At 52.4% G+C, this 24,953-nt stretch carries 25 protein-coding genes and 9 tRNA genes; 10 read left to right on the top strand and 24 right to left on the bottom strand.

Translation table 11 applies throughout. The features are described from left to right. Positions 1 to 146: 146 nt before the first annotated feature. Entirely contained in the window at positions 147 to 539 is a 393-nt protein-coding gene (locus AC1RVX_RS01415) for an MAPEG family protein (RefSeq protein WP_493214782.1), read from the top strand. A 9-nt stretch (positions 540 to 548) separates the two neighbouring features. On the opposite strand, the gene AC1RVX_RS01410 is transcribed toward AC1RVX_RS01415, so the two are convergent. Continuing rightward, the gene (locus tag AC1RVX_RS01410; protein ID WP_493214781.1) at positions 549 to 2,048 is read right to left on the bottom strand and encodes a tetratricopeptide repeat protein; all 1,500 of its coding nucleotides are present in this window, start codon (positions 2,046 to 2,048) and stop codon (positions 549 to 551) included. Positions 2,049 to 2,143: 95 nt separating this feature from the next. Between AC1RVX_RS01410 and AC1RVX_RS01405 the strand changes: the two genes are divergently transcribed. Next, positions 2,144 to 2,371 carry a hypothetical protein gene (locus tag AC1RVX_RS01405; RefSeq protein WP_493214780.1) on the top strand — a complete coding sequence of 76 codons (228 nt, stop codon included), beginning with the start codon at positions 2,144 to 2,146 and terminating at the stop codon, positions 2,369 to 2,371. 31 nt (positions 2,372 to 2,402) lie between these two features. Here AC1RVX_RS01405 and AC1RVX_RS01400 read toward each other — a convergent pair whose 3' ends face one another. Continuing rightward, on the bottom strand, positions 2,403 to 2,951 hold the full coding sequence (locus AC1RVX_RS01400; RefSeq protein WP_493214779.1) for a GNAT family N-acetyltransferase: 549 nt from the start codon (positions 2,949 to 2,951) through the stop codon (positions 2,403 to 2,405). 190 nt (positions 2,952 to 3,141) lie between these two features. Between AC1RVX_RS01400 and AC1RVX_RS01395 the strand changes: the two genes are divergently transcribed. The 5 genes from AC1RVX_RS01395 (at position 3,142) to AC1RVX_RS01375 (ending at position 9,714) form a co-directional block, all read left to right on the top strand. Next, positions 3,142 to 3,636, top strand: a complete 495-nt coding sequence (locus AC1RVX_RS01395) for a low molecular weight protein-tyrosine-phosphatase (RefSeq protein ID WP_493214778.1) — start codon at positions 3,142 to 3,144, stop codon at positions 3,634 to 3,636. A gap of 26 nt (positions 3,637 to 3,662) precedes the next feature. Further along, positions 3,663 to 3,872 (top strand): hypothetical protein, encoded by a 210-nt coding sequence (locus tag AC1RVX_RS01390; protein ID WP_493214777.1) that lies wholly within the window; start codon positions 3,663 to 3,665, stop codon positions 3,870 to 3,872. Positions 3,873 to 3,877: 5 nt separating this feature from the next. After that, positions 3,878 to 4,834, top strand: a complete 957-nt coding sequence (locus tag AC1RVX_RS01385) for a M23 family metallopeptidase (RefSeq protein ID WP_493214776.1) — start codon at positions 3,878 to 3,880, stop codon at positions 4,832 to 4,834. A 453-nt stretch (positions 4,835 to 5,287) separates the two neighbouring features. Then, positions 5,288 to 6,472, top strand: a complete 1,185-nt coding sequence (locus tag AC1RVX_RS01380) for an efflux RND transporter periplasmic adaptor subunit (protein ID WP_493214775.1) — start codon at positions 5,288 to 5,290, stop codon at positions 6,470 to 6,472. A 2-nt stretch (positions 6,473 to 6,474) separates the two neighbouring features. Further along, positions 6,475 to 9,714, top strand: coding sequence for an efflux RND transporter permease subunit (locus AC1RVX_RS01375; RefSeq protein ID WP_493214774.1), 3,240 nt, complete (start codon positions 6,475 to 6,477; stop codon positions 9,712 to 9,714). Between the two features lie 406 nt (positions 9,715 to 10,120). On the opposite strand, the gene AC1RVX_RS01370 is transcribed toward AC1RVX_RS01375, so the two are convergent. Next, positions 10,121 to 11,125, bottom strand: a complete 1,005-nt coding sequence (locus AC1RVX_RS01370; RefSeq protein ID WP_493214773.1) for an LLM class flavin-dependent oxidoreductase — start codon at positions 11,123 to 11,125, stop codon at positions 10,121 to 10,123. A 77-nt stretch (positions 11,126 to 11,202) separates the two neighbouring features. Next, a complete protein-coding gene (locus AC1RVX_RS01365; protein WP_493214772.1) occupies positions 11,203 to 12,024 on the bottom strand; it encodes a nucleotidyltransferase domain-containing protein in 822 nt (273 codons plus the stop codon). Positions 12,025 to 12,198: 174 nt separating this feature from the next. Here AC1RVX_RS01365 and AC1RVX_RS01360 point away from each other — a divergent pair, with 174 nt between their 5' ends. Continuing rightward, positions 12,199 to 13,569 (top strand): hypothetical protein, encoded by a 1,371-nt coding sequence (locus AC1RVX_RS01360; RefSeq protein WP_493214771.1) that lies wholly within the window; start codon positions 12,199 to 12,201, stop codon positions 13,567 to 13,569. A gap of 2 nt (positions 13,570 to 13,571) precedes the next feature. Here AC1RVX_RS01360 and AC1RVX_RS01355 read toward each other — a convergent pair whose 3' ends face one another. The 5 genes from AC1RVX_RS01355 to AC1RVX_RS01335 all read right to left on the bottom strand — a co-directional run bounded on the left by AC1RVX_RS01355 (position 13,572) and on the right by AC1RVX_RS01335 (position 18,268). Next, positions 13,572 to 14,987, bottom strand: a complete 1,416-nt coding sequence (locus AC1RVX_RS01355; protein WP_493214770.1) for a family 43 glycosylhydrolase — start codon at positions 14,985 to 14,987, stop codon at positions 13,572 to 13,574. A 16-nt stretch (positions 14,988 to 15,003) separates the two neighbouring features. Beyond that, entirely contained in the window at positions 15,004 to 15,978 is a 975-nt protein-coding gene (locus AC1RVX_RS01350; RefSeq protein WP_493214769.1) for a hypothetical protein, read from the bottom strand. 720 nt (positions 15,979 to 16,698) lie between these two features. After that, positions 16,699 to 17,037, bottom strand: coding sequence for a VOC family protein (locus AC1RVX_RS01345; RefSeq protein ID WP_493214768.1), 339 nt, complete (start codon positions 17,035 to 17,037; stop codon positions 16,699 to 16,701). A 51-nt stretch (positions 17,038 to 17,088) separates the two neighbouring features. Further along, positions 17,089 to 17,832 carry an SDR family NAD(P)-dependent oxidoreductase gene (locus AC1RVX_RS01340; RefSeq protein ID WP_493214767.1) on the bottom strand — a complete coding sequence of 248 codons (744 nt, stop codon included), beginning with the start codon at positions 17,830 to 17,832 and terminating at the stop codon, positions 17,089 to 17,091. 16 nt (positions 17,833 to 17,848) lie between these two features. Continuing rightward, the gene (locus AC1RVX_RS01335; protein ID WP_493214766.1) at positions 17,849 to 18,268 is read right to left on the bottom strand and encodes a DoxX family protein; all 420 of its coding nucleotides are present in this window, start codon (positions 18,266 to 18,268) and stop codon (positions 17,849 to 17,851) included. 82 nt (positions 18,269 to 18,350) lie between these two features. Between AC1RVX_RS01335 and AC1RVX_RS01330 the strand changes: the two genes are divergently transcribed. Further along, positions 18,351 to 18,731, top strand: a complete 381-nt coding sequence (locus tag AC1RVX_RS01330) for a winged helix-turn-helix transcriptional regulator (RefSeq protein ID WP_493214765.1) — start codon at positions 18,351 to 18,353, stop codon at positions 18,729 to 18,731. 266 nt (positions 18,732 to 18,997) lie between these two features. On the opposite strand, the gene AC1RVX_RS01325 is transcribed toward AC1RVX_RS01330, so the two are convergent. The 5 genes from AC1RVX_RS01325 to AC1RVX_RS01305 are packed head-to-tail and all read right to left on the bottom strand — an operon-like array spanning position 18,998 to position 22,422. Next, positions 18,998 to 19,279, bottom strand: a complete 282-nt coding sequence (locus AC1RVX_RS01325) for a hypothetical protein (RefSeq protein ID WP_493214764.1) — start codon at positions 19,277 to 19,279, stop codon at positions 18,998 to 19,000. A gap of 29 nt (positions 19,280 to 19,308) precedes the next feature. After that, positions 19,309 to 20,208 carry an SDR family NAD(P)-dependent oxidoreductase gene (locus tag AC1RVX_RS01320; protein ID WP_493214763.1) on the bottom strand — a complete coding sequence of 300 codons (900 nt, stop codon included), beginning with the start codon at positions 20,206 to 20,208 and terminating at the stop codon, positions 19,309 to 19,311. A gap of 4 nt (positions 20,209 to 20,212) precedes the next feature. Continuing rightward, positions 20,213 to 21,145, bottom strand: coding sequence for an NAD(P)-dependent alcohol dehydrogenase (locus tag AC1RVX_RS01315; RefSeq protein WP_493214762.1), 933 nt, complete (start codon positions 21,143 to 21,145; stop codon positions 20,213 to 20,215). An 18-nt stretch (positions 21,146 to 21,163) separates the two neighbouring features. Beyond that, positions 21,164 to 21,559: a DoxX family protein gene (locus AC1RVX_RS01310; RefSeq protein WP_493214761.1), complete on the bottom strand. Its 396-nt coding sequence runs from the start codon at positions 21,557 to 21,559 to the stop codon at positions 21,164 to 21,166. Between the two features lie 14 nt (positions 21,560 to 21,573). Further along, positions 21,574 to 22,422: an NAD(P)H-binding protein gene (locus AC1RVX_RS01305; protein ID WP_493214760.1), complete on the bottom strand. Its 849-nt coding sequence runs from the start codon at positions 22,420 to 22,422 to the stop codon at positions 21,574 to 21,576. Between the two features lie 160 nt (positions 22,423 to 22,582). Between AC1RVX_RS01305 and AC1RVX_RS01300 the strand changes: the two genes are divergently transcribed. Beyond that, a complete protein-coding gene (locus AC1RVX_RS01300) occupies positions 22,583 to 22,966 on the top strand; it encodes a winged helix-turn-helix transcriptional regulator (RefSeq protein WP_493215149.1) in 384 nt (127 codons plus the stop codon). Here the strand turns inward: AC1RVX_RS01300 and AC1RVX_RS01295 are convergent. The 10 genes from AC1RVX_RS01295 to AC1RVX_RS01250 form a co-directional block, all read right to left on the bottom strand. Further along, positions 22,959 to 23,429 (bottom strand): hypothetical protein, encoded by a 471-nt coding sequence (locus AC1RVX_RS01295; RefSeq protein ID WP_493214759.1) that lies wholly within the window; start codon positions 23,427 to 23,429, stop codon positions 22,959 to 22,961. The two genes, AC1RVX_RS01300 and AC1RVX_RS01295, sit on opposite strands and share 8 nt — an antisense overlap. A 574-nt stretch (positions 23,430 to 24,003) precedes the next feature. Continuing rightward, positions 24,004 to 24,092 (bottom strand) — tRNA-Ser (locus AC1RVX_RS01290). A gap of 5 nt (positions 24,093 to 24,097) precedes the next feature. Next, positions 24,098 to 24,173: transfer RNA gene (locus tag AC1RVX_RS01285), tRNA-Thr, on the bottom strand. A gap of 6 nt (positions 24,174 to 24,179) precedes the next feature. Further along, positions 24,180 to 24,254, bottom strand: a tRNA-Asp gene (locus tag AC1RVX_RS01280). 7 nt (positions 24,255 to 24,261) lie between these two features. Further along, positions 24,262 to 24,349, bottom strand: a tRNA-Ser gene (locus tag AC1RVX_RS01275). Between the two features lie 80 nt (positions 24,350 to 24,429). Continuing rightward, positions 24,430 to 24,505 (bottom strand) — tRNA-Arg (locus AC1RVX_RS01270). A gap of 6 nt (positions 24,506 to 24,511) precedes the next feature. Next, positions 24,512 to 24,587: transfer RNA gene (locus AC1RVX_RS01265), tRNA-Trp, on the bottom strand. A 115-nt stretch (positions 24,588 to 24,702) separates the two neighbouring features. Further along, positions 24,703 to 24,779: transfer RNA gene (locus AC1RVX_RS01260), tRNA-Ile, on the bottom strand. A 9-nt stretch (positions 24,780 to 24,788) separates the two neighbouring features. Next, a tRNA-Ile gene (locus tag AC1RVX_RS01255) sits at positions 24,789 to 24,863 on the bottom strand. Positions 24,864 to 24,872: 9 nt separating this feature from the next. Then, positions 24,873 to 24,949: transfer RNA gene (locus AC1RVX_RS01250), tRNA-Gln, on the bottom strand. Positions 24,950 to 24,953 lie beyond the last annotated feature (4 nt).

Below are 24,953 nucleotides of genomic sequence, written 5' to 3'. Positions count from 1 at the left end.
ACGGGGCGATCATGTTGACAAGGAATGTGTTGCGAATTGTTAATAGAAGCCATCTCATCCCTATTGATGAAATGAGTTCTACAGATTCGCAACGTGGTATCGTGCCGACTCGGCACTATCGTGGACATAAACTTCAGGAGAAAAAGATGAGCATAGCAAACTGGTGTGTACTGGCCGCATGTATGTTACCCGTGGTCAGCGTCGGGCTGGCCAAGGCGGGTTCGGTAAAGAAAGCTAGCCAAAGTGAAGTCTATGATAATCAGGCGCCGCGCGAATGGGCAAAGGGTTTGAGTGGCTGGCAGCAAAGGGCCTACGCTGCACAACAAAACGGTTTTGAAGCTTTACCGCTATTTATTGCTGCCGTCGTACTGGCACAGCAGTCACATGCTGATCAGGTCCGCATAGACCAACTGGCCGTGTTGTTCATTGCCATCCGGATTGTGTACATCATCACCTATCTGGCGAATCAGGGCATGTTGCGCTCACTGGTCTGGTTTGCCGGCGTTGCTACGTCAGTAGCCATACTTGCCATGGCTTGAATATGCTCGTCAGCATTTTTGCATAAGCACGATGTGAATGGCGATATCTTCACCATGGTCGCGCCTTGCAAATTCCTGACGTGTTTCTGCGATGACGAAATCATGTTGCTGTGCAAGTCGCTGCAGGTAATCCGCAGTATGGGCGTAACGATGTGAAGGCCGCAGGCAGAAATCTGTGGTATCCCCGGCTTCGACTGAAAATGCAAACAGGCCACCATTATTCAGCACACGGCTGACTTCGGAAAATACCTGCTGCAAGTCGCCAACATACACAAATACGTCAGCTGCGATGACCAGGCCATATTCCGCAGTTGTGGCAGTCAACAGGAAGCTGGTAATGTCAGCGCAATGCAAGCTATCGTACAGGCTAGTCTGTCGTGCTTTTTCCAACATTTTTTCTGACAGGTCGACACCTACCAGCCTGCTTGAATAACGACGCAGTGACGGTGCGCACAGACCTGTACCACAACCCAAGTCCAGGCTTTCGCGTGTTGTTGTACCTCGGTGCCGCTCTATGGCGGCGGCAAGCAGATCAGGTACAGTGTAGCCCAGCACATCCAGCAAATGGCGGTCAAAGTGATCAGCATACTGGTCAAATAATTCCGCCACATAGCCCGGCGGCGCTGCTGCAGGTGTCTCCCCTGTTCCCAATGCGGCCAGGGCGTAGTGAATCTGTTCTGCATTGGCTCCATGTGCCAGTGCATTTTGATACGCACTAATGGCTTCATCATTGCGTTGTAGCAGATGCAGGCAATGGCCGCGCTGCTGATGCGCTTTGGCGAAATTGGGTTTACCTGCCAGTGCCTGATCGAAGCTGTACAAGGCCGCTTCGTACTGCCGCATTTTTTGTAGCAGCATGCCACGATTACACCAGGCTTCACTATGTGCGGGGTTTTGTTGCAGCAGGTGGTCGTAATCTTGCAGTGCTTCTTCATGGGCATGCAGGTATTGCAGACTGACGGCACGGGCAAACAGGGCTTCCGTATAATTCTTGCGCAAGGCCAGGGCATCATCAAAGTCTGGCAATGCAGCTTCGTGTTCATCCAGTTCCTGCAATAGCAGGCCACGGTTAAGCAATGCTTCGGGATAGGCGGGTGTGATCTGCAAGGCACGATCATAGCTTTCCAGCGCCTGCTCCTTATGGCCAAGGCTACGCAGAGCATTACCACGGTTGTTGCAGGCCATGGCGTAATCCGGTTTCAATTGCAATGCCCGGTCATAACTTGCTACCGCCTCTTGCGAGCGCCCCAGATCTTGCAGGGCAGCGCCCAGATTACAATGCGCAATGGCTTGCTGCGGGTTGACGGCAATGGCCTGTTGCAGGCGGTTGATGGCTGTTTCTGCGTCACCACGCTGGCGTGCCAGTACCCCCAATAATTGCAGGGCGTCAAACTGTGCCGGTTGCAGTTGCAGCACTTGCAGATACAATGCTTCTGCTGTCTGTAACTGACCCTGCTGATGTCTGGCGAGCGCCTGTTCCAGCAGGAGCTGTATATTTGCTGTTTTCATGGATGAAGCGGGAATAGCCTTTTATATCTTATACTGCAACATGTACTCCATTTTAAAGGTCGCCCATGCTGGATGAACAGGATCTTACCGCTCTCATGTTAAGCATGTTACCCAGCCCTGCCTATATATTTGGTGCCATCCTTTTTGGTATATTGGGTATGGTGGCCTATGCCTATGGCAAGAAAAAATCCAGTACCCGCATCAAATGGCTGGCCATAGGCCTGATGTTTTATCCCTATCTGATAGGCAACGAAACCTGGTTGCTCTACCTTGTGGGTCTTGCACTATGTGGGGCGATCTATTTTTATCACGATAAACCCTGATCATTGACCAGGGATATGCAAGTGCCAGAAGTCAGGACAGTATTTTTTCCATCTCTTCAAACTGCAGGTTTTCAACCAGCATCTGTTCCTTGCCATTGTTCGAAGGGAAAGGCTTGAAGCGGCCTGTACGTACATAACCACGGCGTTCGTAGTAGGCAATCAGCTCTTTCCTGACGCTGATGACAGTCATCCAGATTTTACCTACACCCCATAATTGTTGCGCGTGCTGCTCAGCCGTCTGCATGAAATGCTTGCCTATGCCATTTCCTTGCAAGACGGGGCGCACCACGAACATGCCCAGGTAAGCGGCACCTTCGGTTTTCTCCAGATTGACACAACCTATGATGTCTTCACCTTGCAGGCAGAGCAGGATGACGGAATTGGGCGTGGCGATCAGTTCGCGCACTTCTGGCGCATGTATGCGTGCACCTTGCAATAAATCGGCTTCTGTCGTCCAGCCCTGGCGGCTGCTGTCGCCACGATAGGCGCTGTTGACCAGATCGGCGATCATTTCTGCGTCCGCGTCAACAGCAGGTCGAAAACTGACGGCTGTCGCATTGTTTGAGATGTTTTCTGTCATACGTGTCTCTGTGTTATGTAGGGCTTGCAGCCAAGTTGGCCATTAAGCTTACTGCGGGCTGAAATAATAACATGTGTTTTTCTGGTATGAGAATCTGACTTTGCTGACGAGAAACCTGCGTGTTAGCATGTCATGAACTATCCAGTTTTTATGTTTCTACCCAGAATTTCTGGTAATTTCCGACTTTGTGATGAAAAACTCCACCACCAGAGCAATCCTGTTTGTCTGCATGGGCAATATTTGCCGTTCACCCAGCGCCGAAGGGGTATTTCGCGCCCATGCTGAAGCGGCGCAACTGGATCTGCATATCGATTCTGCCGGCACCCATGCTTATCACATCGGCGAACCGCCGGACCCACGCTCGCAGGAATTTGCTGCCCGCCGGGGCATAGATTTATCGCAGCAAAGAGCGCGCAAGCTCAGTGCGGATGATTTTGCGAAATTTGATTTATTACTGGCCATGGACAAAGATAATCTGGCCAGAATGAAAGCTTCCTGTCCGGCGGCGCATCAACACAAGTTGAAGCTCTTGATGGAATATGCAATCCAAAGTGACAGCGACATCGTGCCCGACCCTTATTATGGAGGCCCGGATGGTTTTGACCTGGTGTTGGATTATATTGAAGATGCCAGTGCCGGTTTGATTCGTGCCATACAACAGGACCATCAGGGAGGGAGCAAATGATGCAGGCTCAGGACCTCGAATTTATCATGAATTCCGTACGTCAATATGTACGACTGTACCCGCATAGTGCTGACACAGCCGAAGGTATTGCCAGCTTTTGGATAGACTGGCCGGGTGAGGCATTGCCCGTGACTGTGGTGTTACCCTTGCTTGAGAAGATGCGCAATGCGGGTGAATTGGAGAGTCTTGATGTGGGTGGCCGCACGATCTGGCGTGCCCCTCACATCAAGGCTTAAGCTGGATGTCTATGTCTGCCAGCAGGACATTTTTGATTGCAGTCTGTTTTTGTGCCCTGTCTTTCAGCCAGTTTTCATTAGTCTATGCCGGTAATGACCTGGTAAAGATAGAAACAATCAAAAAAAACGGTTCAGATGCTGTGGTTGCCACCAACAACAGCCGTATGCCGGTAATGGTGACGCTGCAACTCAGCAGTTCCAGCAACCTGATATCCAGTCGCAACTGGCCCATACAAGTACTGCTGGCGGGCGGAAAAAGCATGGAATTGGTGGAAGTGTCTGCTGCCAACAAGCAATCTGGTTACACGTTTTATTACAATAGCCAGTTCGTTCAGGGTGACCCCAGGACGCGGTATGATGCGGCTGTTAGCTACCGGATTCCTTTCCTTGCTGATCAGGCTTTTCAGGTGCTGCAATCCGCAGATGGCCCCTTGTTTTCCCATACCACCGTCGCCACGCGCTATGCCGTGGATATCAATATGCCTATCGGCATCACAGTCGTCGCTGCGCGCGCAGGTATGGTGGCGGAAGTGGAGCGCCAGTTTGCTGACAATGGCAGAGCAGAGCCAGAATTTTTTGACAAGGCCAACTATGTCCGCGTCCTGCATGATGATGGTAGCTGGGCTGACTATGTTCACCTGATGCAAAATTCCACCCAGGTGCAGCCCGGTCAGCGGGTTGAAGTCGGCAATGTGCTGGGTCTGTCTGGCAATAGTGGCTATTCGACGACACCGCACCTGCATTTTCATGTGCAAGTGAACCAGAACGGCACCATCATTTCTTTGCCGTTTCGCTTTCGCAATGCGCATGATGGGGTGTTTACCCCGCTATACAAAACCTGGCTTATCCCCGATACACAGAGTCTGAAAGTCAGCAAAACAAAAACCAAAAAGACTCTGCGCGAATGTCTGCCAACCGGTAAGACGATAGACGATGCGGTGATCCGCTGCCTGGCTTCGTAGTGTTTAAATGGTGATTCACGGCAGATTGTTGTTTCCAGACAGATACACCTAAGAACCTGAGCCCTGCGTGGACTACGATTGCGCACGCGCAGTAAGATCATAAACAGGTTTTAAGACCTAAGGTACTGTGTTGCTGGTACTGCTGACTCCATCTACGATTGTCCGATTGCTTGTTTCCTATCAAGTGTAGGTAACCGATTTATTTGAGCGTCATGTTCATGATTATTTGCTGTAAATAGCAAGCCGTCCGTATGCCCGGACTGGAACTTTTTCCGCTCATTCTGGTCTGATCCGACATATTCCCAGTATGGCCAAATGCATTTCAACCCGCGAAAACTGCATTTCATCCATCAAAAAGAGCAATTCAAAACCTGGGGTATTGAACTGGACAAACCCTCGGGGAATACTCTCTCATCCAATTTTCCCAATAACAAATAGCGACAGGGATTCATCATGTTACGTAAAACACTCCTCGTTCTTGCCATCGCTTCGGCCCTGGCAGCTTGCAGCAAAGACAAAGCCATGGAAAAAGCCAGTGCTAGTTCCACTGCCAGCGCCAGTGCCGCAGCAGACAAGGGTGGGGCTACTGACAAAAAGCCTTTAGTCAAACTGGTGATCGCACCTGAAGACATCATGACCGTGCAAAGCAATGCCATGGCGTCTGGCCCCGTCGTTACTGGCTCGATACAGCCTGAACGCAAGGCAGACCTGCGGGCCGAGGTTGGCGCGGTGGTCCTGCAGGTGCTGAAGGAAAATGGGGATGCCGTCAAACGTGGTGACATTTTGGTGAAACTGGATGAAACCGCGATCCGCGACAACCTCAATTCAGCCGAAGACAATGCCCGTAGTGCTGCCATGGCCCTGGACCAGTCCGACCGCGCCCTGCAAAGGCTGAAAACCCTGCGCGCATCCGGCATGACATCCATGCAGGCACTGGACGATGCCGAAGTGCGTAGCAACAGCGCCCGCAGCGAATTGTCCGCATCCAAGGCCAGGGTAGTGATGGCACGCCAGCAATTGCAGCGTACGGTTGTACGTGCACCGTTTGACGGTGTCGTCAGTGAGCGCAAGGTATCGGCTGGCGATACCGCGTCGATAGGCAAAGAACTGGTCAAGGTCATTGATCCGACCAGCATGCGTTTTGCCGGTCACGTATCCACCGACAAGATTGCCCTGGTCAAAGTTGGTCAGCCTGTCGGTTTCCGTATCAATGGTTATGCCGGGCAAGAATTCCGGGGCAAGGTGACCCGGGTAGACCCGGCAGCCAATGATGTGACACGCCAGGTAGAAGTACTGGTGGCATTTGCCGACAGTAACCAGCCACGCGTGTCCGGCCTGTATGCCGAAGGCAATATCGAAGCAGCTACCGTCAGCGCCTTGATGTTGCCGGAAGCAGCAGTCGTCAAAGCTGGCGACAAGGCCTATGCCTGGAAAGTGGCAGGCAAGACCCTGAGCCGGGTAGATCTGCAAATTGGTAAGCGTGACCAGCGTACAGGCAATTATGAAATCCGCAGCGGACTGGCAGCGGGTGATGTGGTCATGCGCAGCCCCAGTTCCAGTTTCAAGGACGGTCAGAACATAGAAATGGCGGCGGCAAAAGTGGCCGTGGCTGACGCGACTCCAGCGCAAGGGAAATAATCATGTTCTTATCCGATTTCAGTATCAAAAAGCCGACTGCGACGATCGTACTGATCATCGCCCTGATGGCTTTGGGTTTGCTGGCACTCAGCAAGCTAAGGGTGAATCAAAACCCCGACGTTGAAGTGCCGGGTTTGTCCGTTGTCATGCCTTATCCCGGTGCATCGCCGGATACGGTGGAACGCGAAATCATCAACCGCGTTGAAAAATCCCTGCAGGCGGTATCAGGCGTCGAGGAAGTCTGGGCGACAGCAGCAGAAAACAGTGGCCGCTTCGATATTCGCTTCACCTTCAAGAAAAACATGATCGAGGCTTCGGATGAAGTCCGTAATGTGATTTCCACCTTGCGCTATAAATTGCCGACGGAAATGCGGGAACCGGTCATCCAGCGTTGGGACCCGGGTGCACAGCCTATCCTGAACATGGCGCTGTCCTCCAGCAAGCAAAGTCATGCCGAGATTTCGCGTCTGGCCGAAGACACCCTGGCTGACAAGCTGCGCAGTATCAATGGTGTCGCCACGGTGGAGGTGACCGGCTCGCTCAAGCGTGAGCTGTCTGTACTCTTGCGTGCAGAAAAATTGCGTGAATTCAATGTTTCGGTCGGTGACGTCGTGACTGCCCTGCGCAATCAAAACACCAATGCCCCGGTCGGCAAGATACGCGGCAACCTGGATGAAGAAAGCATACGCCTGGTAGGTCGTATTGAGTCGCCAGAAGAATTCCAAAACATCGTGGTCAAAAGAAATGGTGACCAGATCGTTCGCCTGGCGCAGGTGGCCACTATAGAAGACAGTTTTGCTGATATAAATGGCCTCAGCATACGCAGTGGCAAACCAAACGTCGGTATTTATGTCACCCGCGCCCGTGATGCCAGTACCGTCAGCGTGGCACAGGCGGTGCGCGACAAGGTCAAGGAAATCAACAAGGACCTGGAAAAAAATCTGCCGGGAACCAAGCTGGAAATTACCCGTGATGGCGGTGAAGATGCCCAGCGCAGCCTGAACAATGTGATCGAATCTTTGATACTGGGTGCTGGTCTGACTATATTTGTGGTGTATGCCTTCCTGAATTCCTGGCGCTCCACCCTGATCACTGCCCTGAGCTTGCCAACTTCCGTCATTGCTGCCTTCATTGCGGTATGGCTGTGTGGCTTCACACTGAACTTTATGACGCTGCTGGGTTTGTCGCTGGCGATTGGTGTGTTGATCGATGATGCGATTGTGGTGCGGGAAAACATCGTGCGTCACATGCAGAACGGTTCTGACCGTCGCACTGCGGCGCTGGAAGGTACGGCTGAAATTGGCCTGGCCGTGGCTGCAACCACATTCTCCATCATTGCGGTGTTCATCCCGGTTGCTTTCATGCCTGGCATGCCGGGTGAATGGTTCCGTCCGTTTGCGCTGACGGTTGCCTGTTCGGTGCTGGTCAGTCTGGGTATTTCCTTCACGCTCGACCCTATGTTGTCCGCATACTGGAGTGACCCACCAAATCATCATACTGCACCTAAAAAAGGGATCAGCAAGGTATTGGCCCGTTTTAACGACTGGTTTGATCATCAGTCGGACCGTTACAGTAATGTGATCGCCTGGGCCCTGCATCACAGACGCTGGATGAGCGCAATTGCCCTGTTCAGTCTGGTCGTAGCGCTGGGTGTGCAGGTCAAGTGGGGCGGTACCAGCTTTTTGCCAACAGCAGATTCTGGCAACCTGATGATCACTGTGCGTACACCAGCATCTTCATCCATAGAATATGCACGCCTGAAAATGGAAAGAGCGGCGGAAATTGCACGCAGTATTCCTGAAACCAAGGAAACCAATAGCAATATCACGGCAGCCGGTGGCCGCATTTATGTCGATATAGGCAAGCGCACCCAGCGCAAACGCAGTGCCAAGGAAATCGCAGTTGAATTGCGCGAAAAAATCAAGGCATTGGTCGGTGCCGAATATGTGGTATTGGATGACTTGAACAACGGCGCACAAAAACCGGTGCAGATAGAATTTACCGGCCCTGATTCACGCAAGCTGCTGGAAATCACCAGTGCTTACATGGATAAATTGCGTCAGGTACCAGGTGCAGTCGATGTCGGCCTGTCTGAACAAGACCCTAAAAAAGAATTGAAGATAGAACTGAATCGCGGCCTTGCCAATTCCATGGGCATTTCCTCGAACGATGCAGCACAGGCCTTGCGTGTCGCCTTTGCCGGTATCGAAGTCGGTGACTGGGTTGACCCTACGGGTGAAACCCGCGACGTGGCAGTGCGCCTGCATCCGGATGACCGTGTCAGCAAGGAAAACATAGAACGTCTGCCTATCGCTGTATCAGGCACCAGCCAGATGGTACCGCTTGATCAGATCGCCACTGTCACCATGGGCAAAGGGCCGTCCGGTATTGAACATTCAAATGGCAAACGCACCATCACCGTGTCTGCCAACGCGCAAGGGCGTTCCAACGGTGAAGTCATTGCCGATGCCATGAAACTGGCCCAGTCTTTTGATTACCCGCCAGGCTATGGTTTGTCGCTGGGTGGTTCTGGCCAGGATCAGCAAGAAGTATTCGGCGCCATGCTGATTGCTCTGTTGTCTGGTATTGGCTTGATGTACCTGATCCTGGTGATACAGTTCGGCTCCTTCACGGCCCCGCTGGGCGTGATGTTGTCGCTGCCGCTGTCCTTGATCGGTGTGGTGCTGGCCTTGCTGATCACCGGCAGCACCCTGAACCTGATGAGCTTTATCGGCATCATCATGCTTATGGGTCTGGTGGCGAAAAATGCGATTCTGTTGCTGGATGCGGCCCGCAAACGCGAGTCAGAAGGTTATGACCGTGAAGATGCACTCATGCATGCAGGTCGTGTGCGTTTGCGTCCTATCCTGATGACGACTTTCGCGTTGATTGCCGGCATGATGCCTGTTGCACTGGGGCTGGGTGAAGGTGGCGAGTTTTATCGTCCGCTGGCGATTGCGATTATCGGCGGTACCATCACCTCCACCATCCTGACACTGCTGGTTGTGCCTACCTTCTATGACAGTATAGAAATCGCACGCGACCGCATGATGGCAAAAATGCGCAGGCGCATGGCAGAACGTAATCCTGTGGTCGGCTTTTGCATGACCATGCTGGAAGCGCTTTTTACCCTGCTCTTCATACGCTTGATATATCGCACTGTGATGAAACTTATCGGTATGTTGACGGGTCGAAATCGTAAAGCAGCAAGCCCGCTGACGATCAAGCCAGAAAATGCATGAACAAGAACAATGGAATGAATTGAAGTAGTAACGTTTCCCTCTTGCTGATAGACCGTTGTTATCTGGTCAGCAATTTCAAAGCCTGTGCAACGAGGTGTGCACAGGCTTTTTTTTTTGAGGCGGACATTCACAAAATCGCCCCAACGGCGTTGCTGCTCCCGCTTTTCCTTTTAGCTTGTACTAAAGTACTGTCTTCGTCGTCGTGGTGTAGTCGGGGTTTCAGACAACATGTTGTCTGCCGACGTAACGAACCTCCCCTGCAAGGGAGGTTTCCTAAAAGCGATAGGTGCAGTTGGGGTTTCAGACAACATGTTGTCTGCCAACGTAACGAACCTCCCCTGCAAGGGAGGTTTCCTAAAAGCGATAGCCTTGTTGGGACAATTTTGTGAATGTCCTCTCTAATTTCTTACTGGATTGACGTTGCAGCTTGTAACCGGCTGGCAACCTGTGCTGCAATCTCATATGAATGCAGGCGTGCGGCGTGGTTGTGGATTTGAGATGTCAGCATCAATTCATCTGCACCGGTGCTGTTGATGAAGGCTTGCATTTTTTCAGCAATGGTATCCGGTGCACCTATGGCCGAGCACGATAGTATCTGATCCAGCAGCATATGTTCTTGCGACCCAATCTGATTCAAGAAATCACGTACTGGTAAAGGCAGTTTGGCTGGGCGGCCGCTGCGCAAATTGATAAAGGCTTGCTGGGCAGAACTGGCCAGGTAATGCGCTTCGTCATCGGTGTCCGCAGCAAATACATTAAAGCCCAGCATCACATAGGGTTTGGCCAGTTGTGCCGATGGGCGGAAGGTGGCGCGATAAATATCGATCGCCTGCATCATCTGCTGCGGGGCGAAATGCGAGGCAAAGGCGTAAGGCAAGCCCATGGCTGCGGCAAGCTGGGCACCAAACAGGCTGGAACCCAGTATCCAGATCGGTATGGACAAACCGGCACCAGGCACTGCCCGCACATAACGCGCATCACCATCGAAATAAGCAATCAGTTCTTCCACATCTTGCGGAAATTCATCCGCATCGCTGGATAGATTGCGACGCAAGGCACGCGCCGTGCGCTGGTCTGATCCAGGCGCACGCCCCAAACCCAAATCGATGCGGCCAGGGAAGAGCGATTCCAGCGTACCAAACTGCTCGGCAATTACCAGCGGTGAATGATTCGGCAGCATGACGCCACCAGCACCCACACGTATGCTTTTGGTGCCAGCGGCAATATAGCCGATCAGGACAGAAGTGGCGGCACTGGCAATGCCGGGCATGCCATGATGCTCTGCCAGCCAGTAACGCTGATAACCCCAGTTTTCGCCATGCTGGGCCAGGCTAAGGGAATTGCGGAAGGATTGCGCAGCATCGCTGCCTTCTGCTATTGGTGACAGATCGAGTATGGATAAGGGATACATGAGCCTGCAATTTCAAATGACAAGAAAATCATTATGGGCGAAATTCCAATTTCTTGTTTGCAGGCCCCAAAATGCTACTAGTTGGCAATTGTTCCCATCACGGTATCGCGCAACAGGCGGTCCAGCACAGAAAAATCCAACTCTTCTGTCGCATGCTGCTTGACGTTTTCCAGCCTGCCCAATTCGGTTTCTATAAAGTGGCTGATGACAGGCATGGCCGGTGCCAGTTCTGATTCTTTGGCACGTCGTTTGATGACCAATAGTTCAGCGATGGCTGCCTTCAACACATTATCACTGATCAGTGCGTCAACCAGATCCTGAAAACGCATTGGTACCGTGCCCAGGTTTTTTTCTATCCACAAACTGGCCAGCAGCGGGCGCAATACATACAGGTATTTTTTCAGTTTGACGATGTCGCCACTCAAATGCTCGCGGTAGTTGTTTGCCGCCATGTGCAGGTAATGGTAGTAAGAGCGTTCTGGCCGGTGTACTTCTTTGGTTGCTGCCTGTATAGCTTGCAGAAACATGGGGTCAACCGCGTATACCACAGGTGACGACAACCATTCGATCAGGGTCGCATTACCCATGCGCAGCAGGCCCAGAGCCTTGCGTACGTCCCAGCCGCTGACATCATAGATTTCATTGACGGGCAATTCAATGACATCACGACCTGGCACAACCGTCAGATACCAGTCAGGCCGGTTCACGTAGATAAAGCGCACATCATAATCGCTGTCTGGCGAGGCAAAGCCCCAACCACGACTGCCAGATTCACAGGCAAACAAGATCCTGACATCATGCGTCTGTTCTATGCGCTGCAGGGTGGCATTGATTTCTGTGCGTATGGCGGGGTCTATTGGGTGTTCTTGTTCTTCAAATGCCAAATGATTGTCATGCATGTCAAATATCCTCTATCGCTCCGTTGCTAGTTGCAAGCCTTTCCGGCTAGCTGTTGTTGAAAATCATACCTTCCCCCGCAGATAATTTGTAAGAAAATGCAATTCGCATTGTCTGCATGCCGGATCAGCACTAGGCTGGAAGCCCACCTGCCTCATGCCGGAAGTAAAATCATCATGCGACGTCCTGCTCAACGACTATCCGTCCTCACCCTCACCCTCATGCTTGCGCTGGCTGCCTGCGGCGGAGGTGGCTCTGGCAGCACCAGCGGCAGTGTCACGGGTACCAGCAACACCGGCAGCAATACGGGAACCACAGGTTCTACCGGCACCAGCACTGCCACTGCACCGGTGATCAACAGCTTTGTCGCTAATCCTGCCAGCATCACTACGGGGCAAAGTACGCAATTGAGCTGGAATATCAGCGGTGCCACCAGTGTCGCTGTCAACGGTGTTGCCGCGACTGGCAGCAATCTTACTGTTAGTCCGTCTGTTACCACGACCTATATCCTGCTTGCCGGCAATGCTGCCTGTAGCACGGCATGCAATACATCTGCCTCGGTCACTGTTACTGTCAATACGGTAGGTGGTGGTAGCACAGGTGGCAACACAGCGGGCAACGCCATATATGGCGATTTGCGTAAAGCTGATCTGGGCGCAGGCGCGAATTTGAACGGGGCTGTGCCTTTCCCCGCGAATAATGCCTGGAACACGGATATTTCTGGTGCAGCGGTTGACCCTGCATCGGATGCACTGATCAGTAGCATTGGTCTGGGCACAGGCCTGCACCCGGACTTTGGTTCTGGCCTGTACGATGGCGCACCCATAGGCATACCTTATGTGGTGGTCGCCAGTAGCCAACCCAGGGTCGCCGTACAATTTACCGATTATGGTGATGAAAGCGACCCTGGTCCTTACCCCATACCGGCCAACGCACCCATAGAAGGACAACAAGCCAGTGGTGCCAGTTTTGGCGGTGACCGTCACGTCCTGGTCATAGACCGCGACGCCAATCGCCTGTATGAAGTGGGTAATGCCTATCCACAAACAGGTGGCAGCTGGCAAGTCAGTGGCGGTGCCATCTTTGATTTGACATCAAACACAGTAAGGCCGGGCGGTAAACCCGGCTGGACCAGCGCCGATGCTGCTGGCCTGCCCATCTTCCCAGGACTGGCACGCTATGAAGAAGCCGCCAGTGGTGCGATACGCCATGCCCTGCGCTTTACCGTCAGTCGTACCCGCCGTGCTTATGTGCCACCGGCTACCCATTGGGCTTCATCGAATACCAGCAACACCCTGCCACCCATGGGCATGCGCGTACGCCTGAAAGCCAGTTTCCAGATACCCGCCAATTTCTCGAATGAGAGCAAGGCCATTCTGCAAGCCATGAAAACCTACGGCATGCTGGTGGCTGACAATGGTTCCAACTGGTACATCAGCGGTGCGCCAGATGCCCGCTGGAACAATGACAAACTGGTGTCAGAACTGGGCAGCGTCAAAGGCAGTAATTTTGAAGTGGTGAAAATGGACGGCGTGGTAACACCGTAGTTTTAATCACTGACGACAATTTTTTCCAGCGAAACGGCGTATCCGGCACTGCCGGATACGATTTTTTTCTTGCTGGTCCAATTCCAGTGTTCCTGTAACACAGAGACGGTCAATGTATAGCTGTCTTTGGGCATAACCGGACTCATGAACTTCAGTGCAGACACCGGGTATTTGCTATACATGTCGACGATGGAAGATAGTACGGTTTCGCCTTTGCTATTGCGCAGGTTCACCCGGGCATAACCCCCGTCGGGGCTTGCAAGGCTATAGACGCTGATTTGTGTGCCGGTAAATGGCACTGAAAAATCAGCCTCCTTCACATCTGAAACGCTTTGCACGAATGGCGTTGTTTCATGTCGCCACGTGCCGGTGTAAGTAATGTTTTCATCTGTATTCTTGATGACATGTTTTCCAGCCACTGCGGGTGTGGTGATGCCGGTTGCGGCATCGATTTTCCATGCTTCCTGATATTGGGGAATCGAAATGGATGTGCCATCAATCGTCAGCGCTTGCCAGACATAGGTGGCAGCAGTTGCCTGTCTAGGGTAAGACCAGCGGTCCCCCATGAACATATAGGTGGTGTCTTGCGACCCTTCAATCGGTAATACAAAAGTGACTTGCGAGTTCCAGGTCAGCGTGCCTTCCGGTGCGACAAAACCCCTGCGTGTCCAAGGTCCCTTTAGTGAGCTGGCTGTAAAATAATAATTGTCATTACGCTCCCAGCCGGTTAAGTCAGAACCAAGAAAATAATACATGTCGTTTTTTCTGAACAAGGAGGGGGATTCAAATCCGGGTGTCATGGCCTGATTGACCTGTTCACTGACGCTGGTATAGTCTTCCGTTAGTTTGTAAATGTCACCCCCGTGCAGTAGCACGTATCCTGCACCGTCCTTATCCTGGAAGGTGCCCATGTCCCATTTCTTGATGGGCTTGCCCTGATATAGCAAAGGTCCGTGGTAAGCATAAGGGCCGGTGATGTTTTTTGAAGTGGCATAACCAACAAACTGGTTTTTATAATCAAGCGCATCAACATGCATAAACATGATGTACTCACCCGTAGTGGGCGATTGCATGACTTTCGGACGTTCTCCCACGGTGGCCGGGCCCAGGTCGCCAGCAGCTTGAACGGGCAGGGCAATACTCTCGAAGGTCCAGTTGTACAAATCTTTCGATGAATAGCAATTGAAACCGGCAAATGCATTGCCGGTATCCGTGTGTGCTTCGCCAAACAGGTAATAGGTATCTTTATCCTTGATGATATTGGCACCGTGGGCGCTGACAACTTCACCCCGGTTATCAAACCAGGGTATGCCCGAGTGAATGGCGTTGTAACCAGCCGGTGTCTGCGCCACTGCCAGATCAGAAATCAGCATCGCGATGATGAACAATGGCAGATTTCTGATCAGTGTGCGTTTCATTTTTCCAGACGTAAAATCAGGGTTGTGCAGCCGCTTCCTGCAAAAACTTCGCCTTGATGGTTTCAGGGCTGGCGTCAATAAAAAAGTTTTCAAAACTGGTTTCATCGGCAAATGAATTGCGCACACGTGCCATCAGCTCACCCAACTCCTTACCAGACAAGCCGGTAATCTCGGCAGCAAGGCCACCGTTGAATTGGCGCTTCACCTGTTTTTTGCGTGCATAGTCCGCCAAGGCATCATGATAGGCTAGCCTGAAATCGGGGAACTGCGCAAACGTAGTCGCGAGAAACTCATTTTTCTGATTGTTGCGCTCCGCCGTGCCAGCTTCGGCCCAGGGGTAGGCTGGCAATTCCACTTCATCCTGTTCCTCCAGCCAGGTCAGAAAGGCATTGTAGGTCGCTCTTTTGGCGTCCCGTATGCGGGCTTTATGGTTCCTGTTATCGAGCAGGTAAATTTCGCGATTTGCGTACGGCGATGCAACGACATAGCGGAAGATGTCGTTCAGGGTTCTGAACTGTCCCTTGGCACGCATGGTTTCATAAAGCAGGGCATCGTAGCCAAGCAGGCTCAGGGCTTCACCAAAATCTGTCGTAATGCAAATTTCTGCAATCATGTGGCTGCCGTTGTCCGGATCACGCAGCGGGTAAAGTAAACCAAGGTGACCGAACTTGGCACCAAACTTGTGGGCGATGCGGCCCACCAGGTTACCAAAATCGTTTAGCCCAAAATAGCGCGAAGCAAAATCAAATGATGCTGGCGCTGTCCGTATCAGGTCAACCTGGAACACACCTTCGGCTATCGCCAGACCCATGCTGGTGACATCGCCATTAAAGACCACTTCGGTCGCCTGCAATGCCTGCGCCAGCAGGGCAGCATCATAATCCTGGCCAGCTTCAACCAGAATATCCAGATCACCAAAATCTGCCTTGTCGGCATAGGCGATGACAGCTTCAATACGACGCTGCGGAAAACACCGTTGCAGTGTTGTCACTGCATGGTGTTCCACTTCTCGGTATCTTGATGCTGACAATCGAACTGATTCAGCGTGTAATGCGTTTCCACCCATAGTATCTTCCTATCTATCTGCGTGTTTCAGAAAAGATGTATTCGAAACGGCTTTGAACACCATATCATCATCCAGATGCTTGAAAATCGCTCCTTTGTCGTATTTTCCAACAACGGCAATTTGCAGAAATAAGCAATTGTATTTGAATGAACTGAGGTTTGGAGAAGATGGGTACCCATAGCACTTCGCTTCGTGGCAAATCAATGACGAAAATGTTGATCAAAATCCAGCCCACGTGCAGAAAATCACGCGACGTGATCCAGCACTAACAATAAAATCACATATCGATTCAAGCTAGGCATATTTCTGCTTTACAGATAACACAGGACAATTACTTTATTGCATTCAGCCATTGCACTGTTGACTTGCACTGAAAGTTGACGCGGGCAAAACTGCGGCAATGTTGCTGTACACTTCTTGTCTGTAAAGTGCGCACAAGCCGTACTAGCACATCCATTAGAAAGGGCACTCCAGCCGATAATAATACCGCCCCTGCTCGCACCAGGAGTATGCTCACAAGTAGCGAGCACATCTCCTCCCGGAACTGGAGTACCGGGAGAATTTAAAAAACATGATCTGTGAGAGCAGTTAGCTTTGGAATGCCGCGTCACTGTCGAGGGTAGCCGCTATTTTGATCACGCCTGACTATTCCTGGACAAGATCAAATTTATTGCCGTCCAAATCGGTCAGTGTCGTGTAACAGATTTGGGGTAGCTCGAATTTCTGCACGACAGTCGCACCGAGAGCGACAAGCCGAGCGGTTTCACCATCAAGGTCTTGGGTTTTGAGATCGACATGTACGCGATTGATCTGAGTAGGAATGTCCTCAATCTTTTGAAACTGAAACGGCGGTATGGCTGCGGATGACGCCAACTGCACGATTACTCCGTAGTCATTGGCGATGGCGATCCCAAGAGCCTCTGACCACCAAGCTGCCAGCTTTTGAGGGTTCGCGGTGTCAATGGTGATAGCGTGTATTTTCATGTTCAATGCCTTGTGAAGTGAATTGCAGATTAGATCGCGGCAGGTATTGAGTCACCGTGCGCTGTCGATGATCGAGCCACCATCAGGAGTGAGACTCGATCCGGTGATGAATTGCGAATCCTTGCCGGCGAGGAACAGGACGACGGGGGCAATGTCTTCTTCCGGCGAGCCGTAGCGGCCAAGCGGGTTGGTCGCCACAGGCACGTTGGCGTCCGGCCCCCAAGTTTCAGCGACCGGCAAAATGTTATTCACGGTGATCTTGTCGGCGCCCCATTCACGCGCGGCTGTCCGAGTCAGGGCGCGGACGGCTTCTTTCGCCATGTTGTAGGGGCCATAACCGATCAGCCCGACAACGCCCGCCATTGAGCCGAAATTGATAACGCGCCCTTCTCCGCTCTTTTTGAGATATGGGTAGGCCGCCTGCATGGCTCTTAGGTAGGCGATGGGGCCAAGGTCGAAATTCCGTTGCAACTGTTCCGCTGACAAGTCGAGGATGGTTGAAAAAGGCGCGGTGGGATCGAAGGCGTTGTTCACAAGAATGTCGATACCGCCATAAGTAGCGGCCACCTTGTCTATGGCCGCCTTTAGCTGATCGGCATTGCTAATATCACAATGGATGCCAAGCGATGTACCGCCGGCGGCAGTAATGTCGGCTACGACGGCATCCACGTTTGCGGGCGTTAGTGAGAGAACCGCGACTTTCGCGCCCTCGGCTGCAAACAGCTTTGCGGTGGCACGGCCGATACCGCGTCCGGCACCTGTAACGATGGCTACTTTTCCATTGAGTCTAGACATAACTATTTCCTTTCAGTTAAGGGTTGCTGTATTGCGTCGGCACGACTGCACCATATGGTGAAGGGATATTTCGTGCGACGTTTTGGGTAGTGAAAGACACGATCAGAAGCGCGAGTCCGATGGCAGCCGGGACCGCACCCTTGGGCTTACGGACGGCGAGGTGCGCCGTGCCGGACAGCAGCAGGTGGAAGAAGAATCCGGCATAGGCCAGATCACTCAGCGGCACACTGAATCGCGTCAGGATTGCCACCGGCCCAAGAATCTTCACGACGACCATGAGAGGCACGAGATAGGGAGCCGGATAGTTCAACTCGGCAAGGGCTTCGCGCACCCAATTCCTTTTAACGATGTAGAGCGTCGCAGATGTCAAGTAGAGCAATGTCAGCAATGTCGTACTTAGCCAGTACGCGTAGTTCGATGTCATGAGAGGGTTCATAAAGCTGTTTTCCTATGGACTTTTATCGATGATGTCGTCTAATATGAAAAAATTCAAGTAGGATGAATTACAGACGTATAGTATGAATAACCATACCAATAACCTCGACGAGATCAACATGCACGACGAAATGCGCCGGGCATTTGCCCTACTCTCAGGCAAGTGGAAGCTGGAGATCATGTGGCTGCTCAATCAGCGGGTCTATCGCTTCGGCGAACTGAGAAAGGCAATCCCCGGCATCACCCAACACATGCTGACGGCTCAGCTCCGCGAGCTTGAAGCGGACGGCCTGGTATCCCGCACCGTTTTCGCGGAAGTGCCTCCCCGAGTCGAATACGAGATAACTCAAAAGGCCCGTGGACTTGGGCCTACGATGGAAGCGTTGACAGTTTGGTGGAACGAGTACGGCCGAAGCCTGCCGGAAAAACCGACGTCACGTGGCCGAAAGACCAAGGGCAGCTAAGCTGACGCTATGCTTAGATGTGCTAGTGTCTTGTCAGCAGATCCAGGGACTGGCAGTCACCGGAGCGCCTACGGTAGGTCGCTATTCCGCAACAGGGAGCATGTTTCACCGCATTAGACATATTCGTCGTTACGCGAATGAAACGATGAAGGTGCGCAGCAGGTTTGTTTATTTTCTTCTCGTTTAGGAGCCAATTCGGCGGTACTGGACTTCCGCCGATATTTGTGGCGGCTACCTATCATTAAGACGTCGATCCTTACGGCGCATCAACCTGTGGCTGGTTCAGTGATGCGGCCGCAGCCCAGCAGTAACGGCAGGCCGCTCAACTCGTCCAACGGGCCGATCTGCCCGACCACGCACAAGGTGCCATTCACGTCCAGCAGTGGATGGCAGGGCGTGAGATCATGCTTGGTCGGAACCGTGCCAACAATGAGATTGAACGCAGAGGTCGCCTGCGCCATTGCGTCTTTGTCGTTGCACACTAGGAAGGCATCTGCGCCGAGTTCCTTGGCGTCCGCCTCTTTGCTGGGCGAACGACTCAATACCATCGCCCTCGTCGCCCACCGCACCGACACAATTAGCACCTGTGAGCAGCGACAAGTTGCTCAGATAACTCCCACAGGCGCTCACCCATAGCGTCGTCACGCGCGGCCGGACTCGGTTCGGTGATTTTGCAATCGCTGAAATACTCGCCAGTGACGCTAGTCACTTCGGGATGTGCGGCGAGGTAGCACTGCGTTGCCGCGCCCTGTGGAATGGTTTTTGTGAAATAGCGGGCGATAGGCGCGAGTGCTCGCATCAGCAACCCCAAGTTGCGCGCAAGATTGGTGTCGGCGATGACGCCAGGATGCAGAGAATTCACGGTGATGCCCGCACCACTCAAGCGTCGTGACAACACTCGGGCGAACAGAATTCTGGCGACGTTCGATTGTCCATAGAAGACCCACGGTTTGTATCCGCGTTCACCGGACAGATTGTCAAATTCGATACCTTCCTTGGACGCTTTATCATGAGCGCTACTGGCCAAGATCACGATGCGCGCACCTGTGTGCTGCGGAATCATGTCTAGGATGCCGGTGATAAACATGAAGTGTGAAAGATAGTTAACGACAAATTGCTTCTCCAGCCCGTACAACTGCTCCAATTTTGGAAGTGCCATGATGCCAGCGTTGGCAATGACAATGTCCACCTTTTGGCCAGTGGCGCGAACTGTGGCGACGGCTTTCTTCACCGACGAAAAGTCGCTCAGGTCGCAAGCCAGGGGAGTAGTGCTGCCACCGACTTTTTCGCAGGCTTCTTGGGCGGTTCTCAGATTACGGGCGGCCGCGATGACATGCGCACCATGGGCAGTCATTTGCCGTAGGGTCTCGAAGCCTAGGCCGGAGTTGCAGCCGGTTAGCAGCACAGTTTTTCCGGTGAGATCAATGCCATTGAGGACCTCGTCCGTGGTGGAGCGAGCGCTGAATGAACTTTTCATGTTTTTAGTTCCAGGTGATTACGAGTTTCCCCTTGAGGGTGCTGTGCTGTTCCAACGCTGTCAGCGCAGGAATGGCATTCGAAAGCGATACGGTCTTGCCAATCGACGGCCGCAACTTCCCAATGGCTGCCATTTCGGCCACTTTCTCTAGTACATGTGGCGTTGGCTTAGCGACAACCATCTTGTGCCTTCTCGAAAGCATGATTCCGAATAGCTTGCTAGGCGATGGGTTGATGTCGAGAACGACTCCGCCCGGCTTTAACAGGGCACGCCCCTCCTTTAGGGACAGCGTTCCGGCCGTATCAAATACAACATCGAACTGATGCCGGAGTGGATCGACATGAAATCGCTGGTAGTCAACGACACGATGTAGGCCTAGCGCACGTGCCTCGTCCATCGCGGCTCCCCGACAACTGCCGACGACATTGGCGCCGAGCGCCATAGCGATTTGTGCAGCAGCACGGCCGACGCCGCCAAGGCAGCCGTGGACGAAGACGGATTGGCCAGGCTTCAGTTGCGCCTTGTCGATCAGACCGCACCAAGCCGTCGCCCCCACAATCGGCAAGGCGGCGGCGTGCTCGAAAGACAACGCGCTCGGTTTAACAACCACGAGTTTTTCATCCGCTATCAGTTTGTCTGCAAAGGCTCCGCCATTCTTCATGGACGCCGTGCCCAGCACTTCGTCACCGGCCTTGATCCGCGTGACGGATGGGCCGACGGCTTCAACGATTCCTGAAAAGTCGCTGCCCATGGCTCGAGGGAAACGATAACCCGTCATGAACTTCATCACGCCGTTTCGAATCTTCCAGTCGACGGGGTTGGCAGATGCCGCTTTGGTGCGAACGACAATCTGACCTGTCCCCAGTTCTCCAAGCTCGAACTCTTCGAGTTCCATTGTCGCGGGACCACCGTAGTGGTGGTATTGAATGCGCTTCATGTATGGTTTTCCTATTTTCTATTTGGCACGTGCCGCCGATGGCGACAAGTAAGGTGACTTCTTCGCTCGTGCCGTGTTCTGCGTGTAGAACGAAACGATCAACGCAATCAACCCCACGACTGCGGGCACGAAGCCGCCATCGCCGGCATGCACGTGCGCCGAGAAGGCGAGCAGCAGATGAAAGAACATCCCTGCATAGGCAAGATCACTCAGCGCAACACTGCGACGGGAAAGAATGGCAACAACCCCCAAAATTTTGACGGCGATAAGGATTTCTCTCAGGTATGTCGGGTAGCCGAGCGCAGCGAGCAATTGGCGGACTTTCTCGCCCATCGTCAGGTACATCGTGATGGAAGCAAGGTAGAGCAAACAGAGCAGAGTCGTGCTGATCCAGTAGGCGTATTTCCGTGTCATATAGTTCTCCTCTCTCACGCCAGTTTTGCAGCGAGAATTTCGCGCAGTGTCTTCGCGGGACGTCCGGAAAGACGCTCGACATCCCTTGTCACGATGTCGAACTTGCCTTTGATAAAGGAGGTCTTGATCTCTGTCATTGCGTCGATAATCACCTCGGGCAGACCTGCCTGGGCCAACCCAATACGTAGTTGCTCCACAGTGATGCGGGCATAGCTGGCCGGCTTTCCGACAATTTCCGAAACGATGGCAGCTCGTTCTGCACCGGTGATGATGGCAGGGCCGGTCAGGTCATAGATCGCCCCTGCATGTCCTTCGCCAAGCAACACCCCAGCCGCCGCCGCTGCAACATCATCTCGGGACACGTAAGCCACGCGCTCGTCGCCCAGACCCACAAGTACGCCGTCGCCCAGCGACATCTTGATCTCGTCCGCCATGGACTCAGCGTAGTAGTTCATGCGCAGAATCGTCCATTGCGTGATCGTACTGATGAGCGCCTGTTCACCAACCCAATAGGCTTCTCCCAAGGACGGAGGGGCTGTCTCGTGCGTGCCTGCTGCCGAGATCAGGAAGACATGCGCGACTCCAGCTTGCTTGGCTGCGTTGATGGCGGCTCTGAGTTGGCTACCGCGTACGCCGGGGGCAAGGTCCGCACTCGGGATGACGAGTAGCCGGTCCAGGCCTTCGTAGGCTTTGGCGAGCGAGTCCGGCTTGCTGTAGTCACCGAATCGACCCTCGAACTTGGTACTGCCGATCTGCGGCGAGCGAGAGATGCCTATGAGGCTGTGCTGTGTGCCGCGCTGCATAAGCTGGGATAAGACTTCTTGGCCGAGCTGGCCGCTCGCACCGCTAATGCCGATTTTCATACAATTACCTTTCTATCGTTAGGAACAAAATGTTCTTGCAAATATGCGCGTTAGCGGATAAATTTGCAAGAATGAACATCAAAGTACTTAACGAACAAAAATGTTCCTATCCAAGGGGAATCACTTGACAGCAACGACATGCATGCAAAGAGGCGACCAGATGGAGCCGGTGGACCTGGACGACGACCATGCGCGATGCAAGGCACTGGGCAGGGTGTTGGATCGGATTGGGGACAAGTGGACGGTCATGGTGGTTGGAGCACTTTCGAAAGGTCCTGTGCGGTTCAATGCATTGATGCGCCTAATTGGTGGCGTATCGCATCGAATGTTGACGTTGACACTCCGTGGTCTTGAGCAGGACGGCTTGGTAAAACGAACCGTTTACCCGACTGTGCCACCCAAAGTTGAATATCAACTCACTGAAGTTGGCCGCTCGCTTATCGAGCCATTGAGCGCCCTTACTTTGTGGGCTCAGACCAACCTTCCGGCCATTGAGGCTGCACGTATTACGAACGAGGATGTAGTTTCAGCGGAGACTATCTAGCACAAATGATAGCGTGAGCCGCGCAATCAAATGCCTGCTCCCCGCTACTGCCGAAGGTATGTGTTAACAACATCAATGTTTCGCGCTTTGAAAAATTGTGTGCACCTGCATTTCCTTTAAGTGTTTCAATACTTTTTTGTATTTGGACGACATCGTGATCTGTTGTTCCGTACGTAGCCTGAGTGTATTTCGCTGTCGATAGGAACATCGGTATAGTGGTACCCATGATGCTGCGGATCTGCTTTGACAAAACTAGTTTGCTCGGGTGTAAGGTTTTTTTGGCAATATCTAAATCCTTTGGCGCAATCAGCCCATGTTGATATGCTGGAACAGCGTCGCCCCTTGATGCAAGCTTGGGCAGATTTTCTGGGAGGTACATTAATTTTGGAGCAAGGGGATTGAAAATCCTTGTGTCGGTGGTTCGATTCCGCCCCGGGCCACCAAGAATTAAAAATAAAATCAAAAGGTTACGTGCTTCGGTATGTAGCCTTTTTTGCTTTGACTTCTACTTTTGCTTTCCATGTAACCGCTGTGTAACCCAATCTTATCAACGTCAAGCTGCTCGAATCAATCTAGTTTAGTTGAACAAGCAAAGAACTCATGATCGACGTTCTGTGTTCACATGCTAACTGCACTAAACCCTAATCACCATGTATTCCTGCAACGACAAGCTGAGAACTCCTGCGCGAGCTTCATGAAATTACTGGCGGGAATAAATACCTGTTCCCGAATCAAAGATATCCCGAAAAGCCAGCAACAAACTTCGGTATCCTGGCGGCATTAAAGCGCATGGGATACAGTGGCAAGATGACCGGGCATGGATTTCGCTCACTGGCGATGGGTATCTTCCAGAAAAATGAAGGCAATTAAATTTGAATGGCGCCAAATGACTTCTTCTGACACCCCTAAATCTCCAGATCCAACAACGAACCAATAGCATCCAATTTATTCCAACACAAAATGGCATGCTGGATGGCGTACTGAGAAATATAGAAAAAGAAAAAGCTATTGAAAATCAAGGGCTTAATAAAAATATTTGGCGGAAGCGGTGAGATTCGAACTCACGGGCCTATTACAGGCCTCCTGTTTTCAAGACAGGTGCAATAAGCCACTCTGCCACACTTCCATGACTGGTGCCGGTTGCAGGATTCGAACCCACGACCCACTGATTACAAATCAGTTGCTCTACCAACTGAGCTAAACCGGCAAAAATTGGCGCCCCATAGCGGAATCGAACCGCTGGCATTCCGCTGGACAGGCGAACGCTCTACCATTGAGCTAATGAGGCTAGAATTTGGCGGAAGATGTGCGATTCGAACGCACATAGGCCTGAGGAGCCCGCCGGGATAGCAACCCGGTGCAATACCATTATGCGAATCTTCCTTGATTAAAAAATTATCGTGCATGTGCGTCACACATCCTGCTGGTGAGGTAGCAGTGATCACCTGATCACACGATAAAACTGGACCCGCCTGCAGGGATCAAACCTGCGACCTCAACATTCGTATTGTTGCGCTCTTCCAACTGAGCTAAGGCGAGAAATAGTGGCATCCCAGACAGGACTTGAACCTGTAACCTTCGGTTTTGGAGACCGCGACTCTTCCAATTGAGCTACTGAGATATACAGGACTTACGCAAAACCGCCCCAGCTGCGTTACAGCGCCTAGTCGTACTTGAGTACTGCCTTCGGCGCTGTAGCCTTGCTGGGACAGTTTTGCGTAAGTCCTGTTGATAGTTGGTACTTGCAGATGGAATTGAACCACCAACCTCTGCCTTATCAAGGCAGCGCTCTGACCAATTGAGCTATACAAGTAAAAAATCATGGTGTCCCTTGCTGGCTTTGAACCAGCGACCGACCGGTTATGAGCCGGTTGCTCTACCCCTGAGCTAAAGGAACACGTTAAAGTGGAAGGGGATCAAGGATTCGAACCTTGGAATGCCTGGATCAAAACCAGGTGCCATGGACCGCTAGGCGAATCCCCTATAG

This window comes from Undibacterium sp. GW821-FHT11B02, from assembly GCF_058808955.1.
The sequence above is the reverse complement of the archived record's forward strand: the minus strand, read 5'-3'. Positions and strand labels throughout refer to the sequence as shown.

Excerpts from the sequence above, each read along its gene's own strand:
- AC1RVX_RS01415 (WP_493214782.1), top strand. The coding sequence starts at position 147 with ATGAGCATAGCAAACTGGTGTGTACTGGCCGCATGTATGTTACCCGTG.
- AC1RVX_RS01410 (WP_493214781.1), bottom strand. The coding sequence starts at position 2,048 with ATGAAAACAGCAAATATACAGCTCCTGCTGGAACAGGCGCTCGCCAGA.
- AC1RVX_RS01405 (WP_493214780.1), top strand. The coding sequence starts at position 2,144 with ATGTTAAGCATGTTACCCAGCCCTGCCTATATATTTGGTGCCATCCTT.
- AC1RVX_RS01400 (WP_493214779.1), bottom strand. The coding sequence starts at position 2,951 with ATGACAGAAAACATCTCAAACAATGCGACAGCCGTCAGTTTTCGACCT.
- AC1RVX_RS01395 (WP_493214778.1), top strand. The coding sequence starts at position 3,142 with ATGAAAAACTCCACCACCAGAGCAATCCTGTTTGTCTGCATGGGCAAT.
- AC1RVX_RS01390 (WP_493214777.1), top strand. The coding sequence starts at position 3,663 with ATGAATTCCGTACGTCAATATGTACGACTGTACCCGCATAGTGCTGAC.
- AC1RVX_RS01385 (WP_493214776.1), top strand. The coding sequence starts at position 3,878 with ATGTCTATGTCTGCCAGCAGGACATTTTTGATTGCAGTCTGTTTTTGT.
- AC1RVX_RS01380 (WP_493214775.1), top strand. The coding sequence starts at position 5,288 with ATGTTACGTAAAACACTCCTCGTTCTTGCCATCGCTTCGGCCCTGGCA.
- AC1RVX_RS01375 (WP_493214774.1), top strand. The coding sequence starts at position 6,475 with ATGTTCTTATCCGATTTCAGTATCAAAAAGCCGACTGCGACGATCGTA.
- AC1RVX_RS01370 (WP_493214773.1), bottom strand. The coding sequence starts at position 11,125 with ATGTATCCCTTATCCATACTCGATCTGTCACCAATAGCAGAAGGCAGC.
- AC1RVX_RS01365 (WP_493214772.1), bottom strand. The coding sequence starts at position 12,024 with ATGCATGACAATCATTTGGCATTTGAAGAACAAGAACACCCAATAGAC.
- AC1RVX_RS01360 (WP_493214771.1), top strand. The coding sequence starts at position 12,199 with ATGCGACGTCCTGCTCAACGACTATCCGTCCTCACCCTCACCCTCATG.
- AC1RVX_RS01355 (WP_493214770.1), bottom strand. The coding sequence starts at position 14,987 with ATGAAACGCACACTGATCAGAAATCTGCCATTGTTCATCATCGCGATG.
- AC1RVX_RS01345 (WP_493214768.1), bottom strand. The coding sequence starts at position 17,037 with ATGAAAATACACGCTATCACCATTGACACCGCGAACCCTCAAAAGCTG.
- AC1RVX_RS01340 (WP_493214767.1), bottom strand. The coding sequence starts at position 17,832 with ATGTCTAGACTCAATGGAAAAGTAGCCATCGTTACAGGTGCCGGACGC.
- AC1RVX_RS01335 (WP_493214766.1), bottom strand. The coding sequence starts at position 18,268 with ATGAACCCTCTCATGACATCGAACTACGCGTACTGGCTAAGTACGACA.
- AC1RVX_RS01330 (WP_493214765.1), top strand. The coding sequence starts at position 18,351 with ATGAATAACCATACCAATAACCTCGACGAGATCAACATGCACGACGAA.
- AC1RVX_RS01325 (WP_493214764.1), bottom strand. The coding sequence starts at position 19,279 with ATGGTATTGAGTCGTTCGCCCAGCAAAGAGGCGGACGCCAAGGAACTC.
- AC1RVX_RS01320 (WP_493214763.1), bottom strand. The coding sequence starts at position 20,208 with ATGAAAAGTTCATTCAGCGCTCGCTCCACCACGGACGAGGTCCTCAAT.
- AC1RVX_RS01315 (WP_493214762.1), bottom strand. The coding sequence starts at position 21,145 with ATGAAGCGCATTCAATACCACCACTACGGTGGTCCCGCGACAATGGAA.
- AC1RVX_RS01310 (WP_493214761.1), bottom strand. The coding sequence starts at position 21,559 with ATGACACGGAAATACGCCTACTGGATCAGCACGACTCTGCTCTGTTTG.
- AC1RVX_RS01305 (WP_493214760.1), bottom strand. The coding sequence starts at position 22,422 with ATGAAAATCGGCATTAGCGGTGCGAGCGGCCAGCTCGGCCAAGAAGTC.
- AC1RVX_RS01300 (WP_493215149.1), top strand. The coding sequence starts at position 22,583 with ATGGAGCCGGTGGACCTGGACGACGACCATGCGCGATGCAAGGCACTG.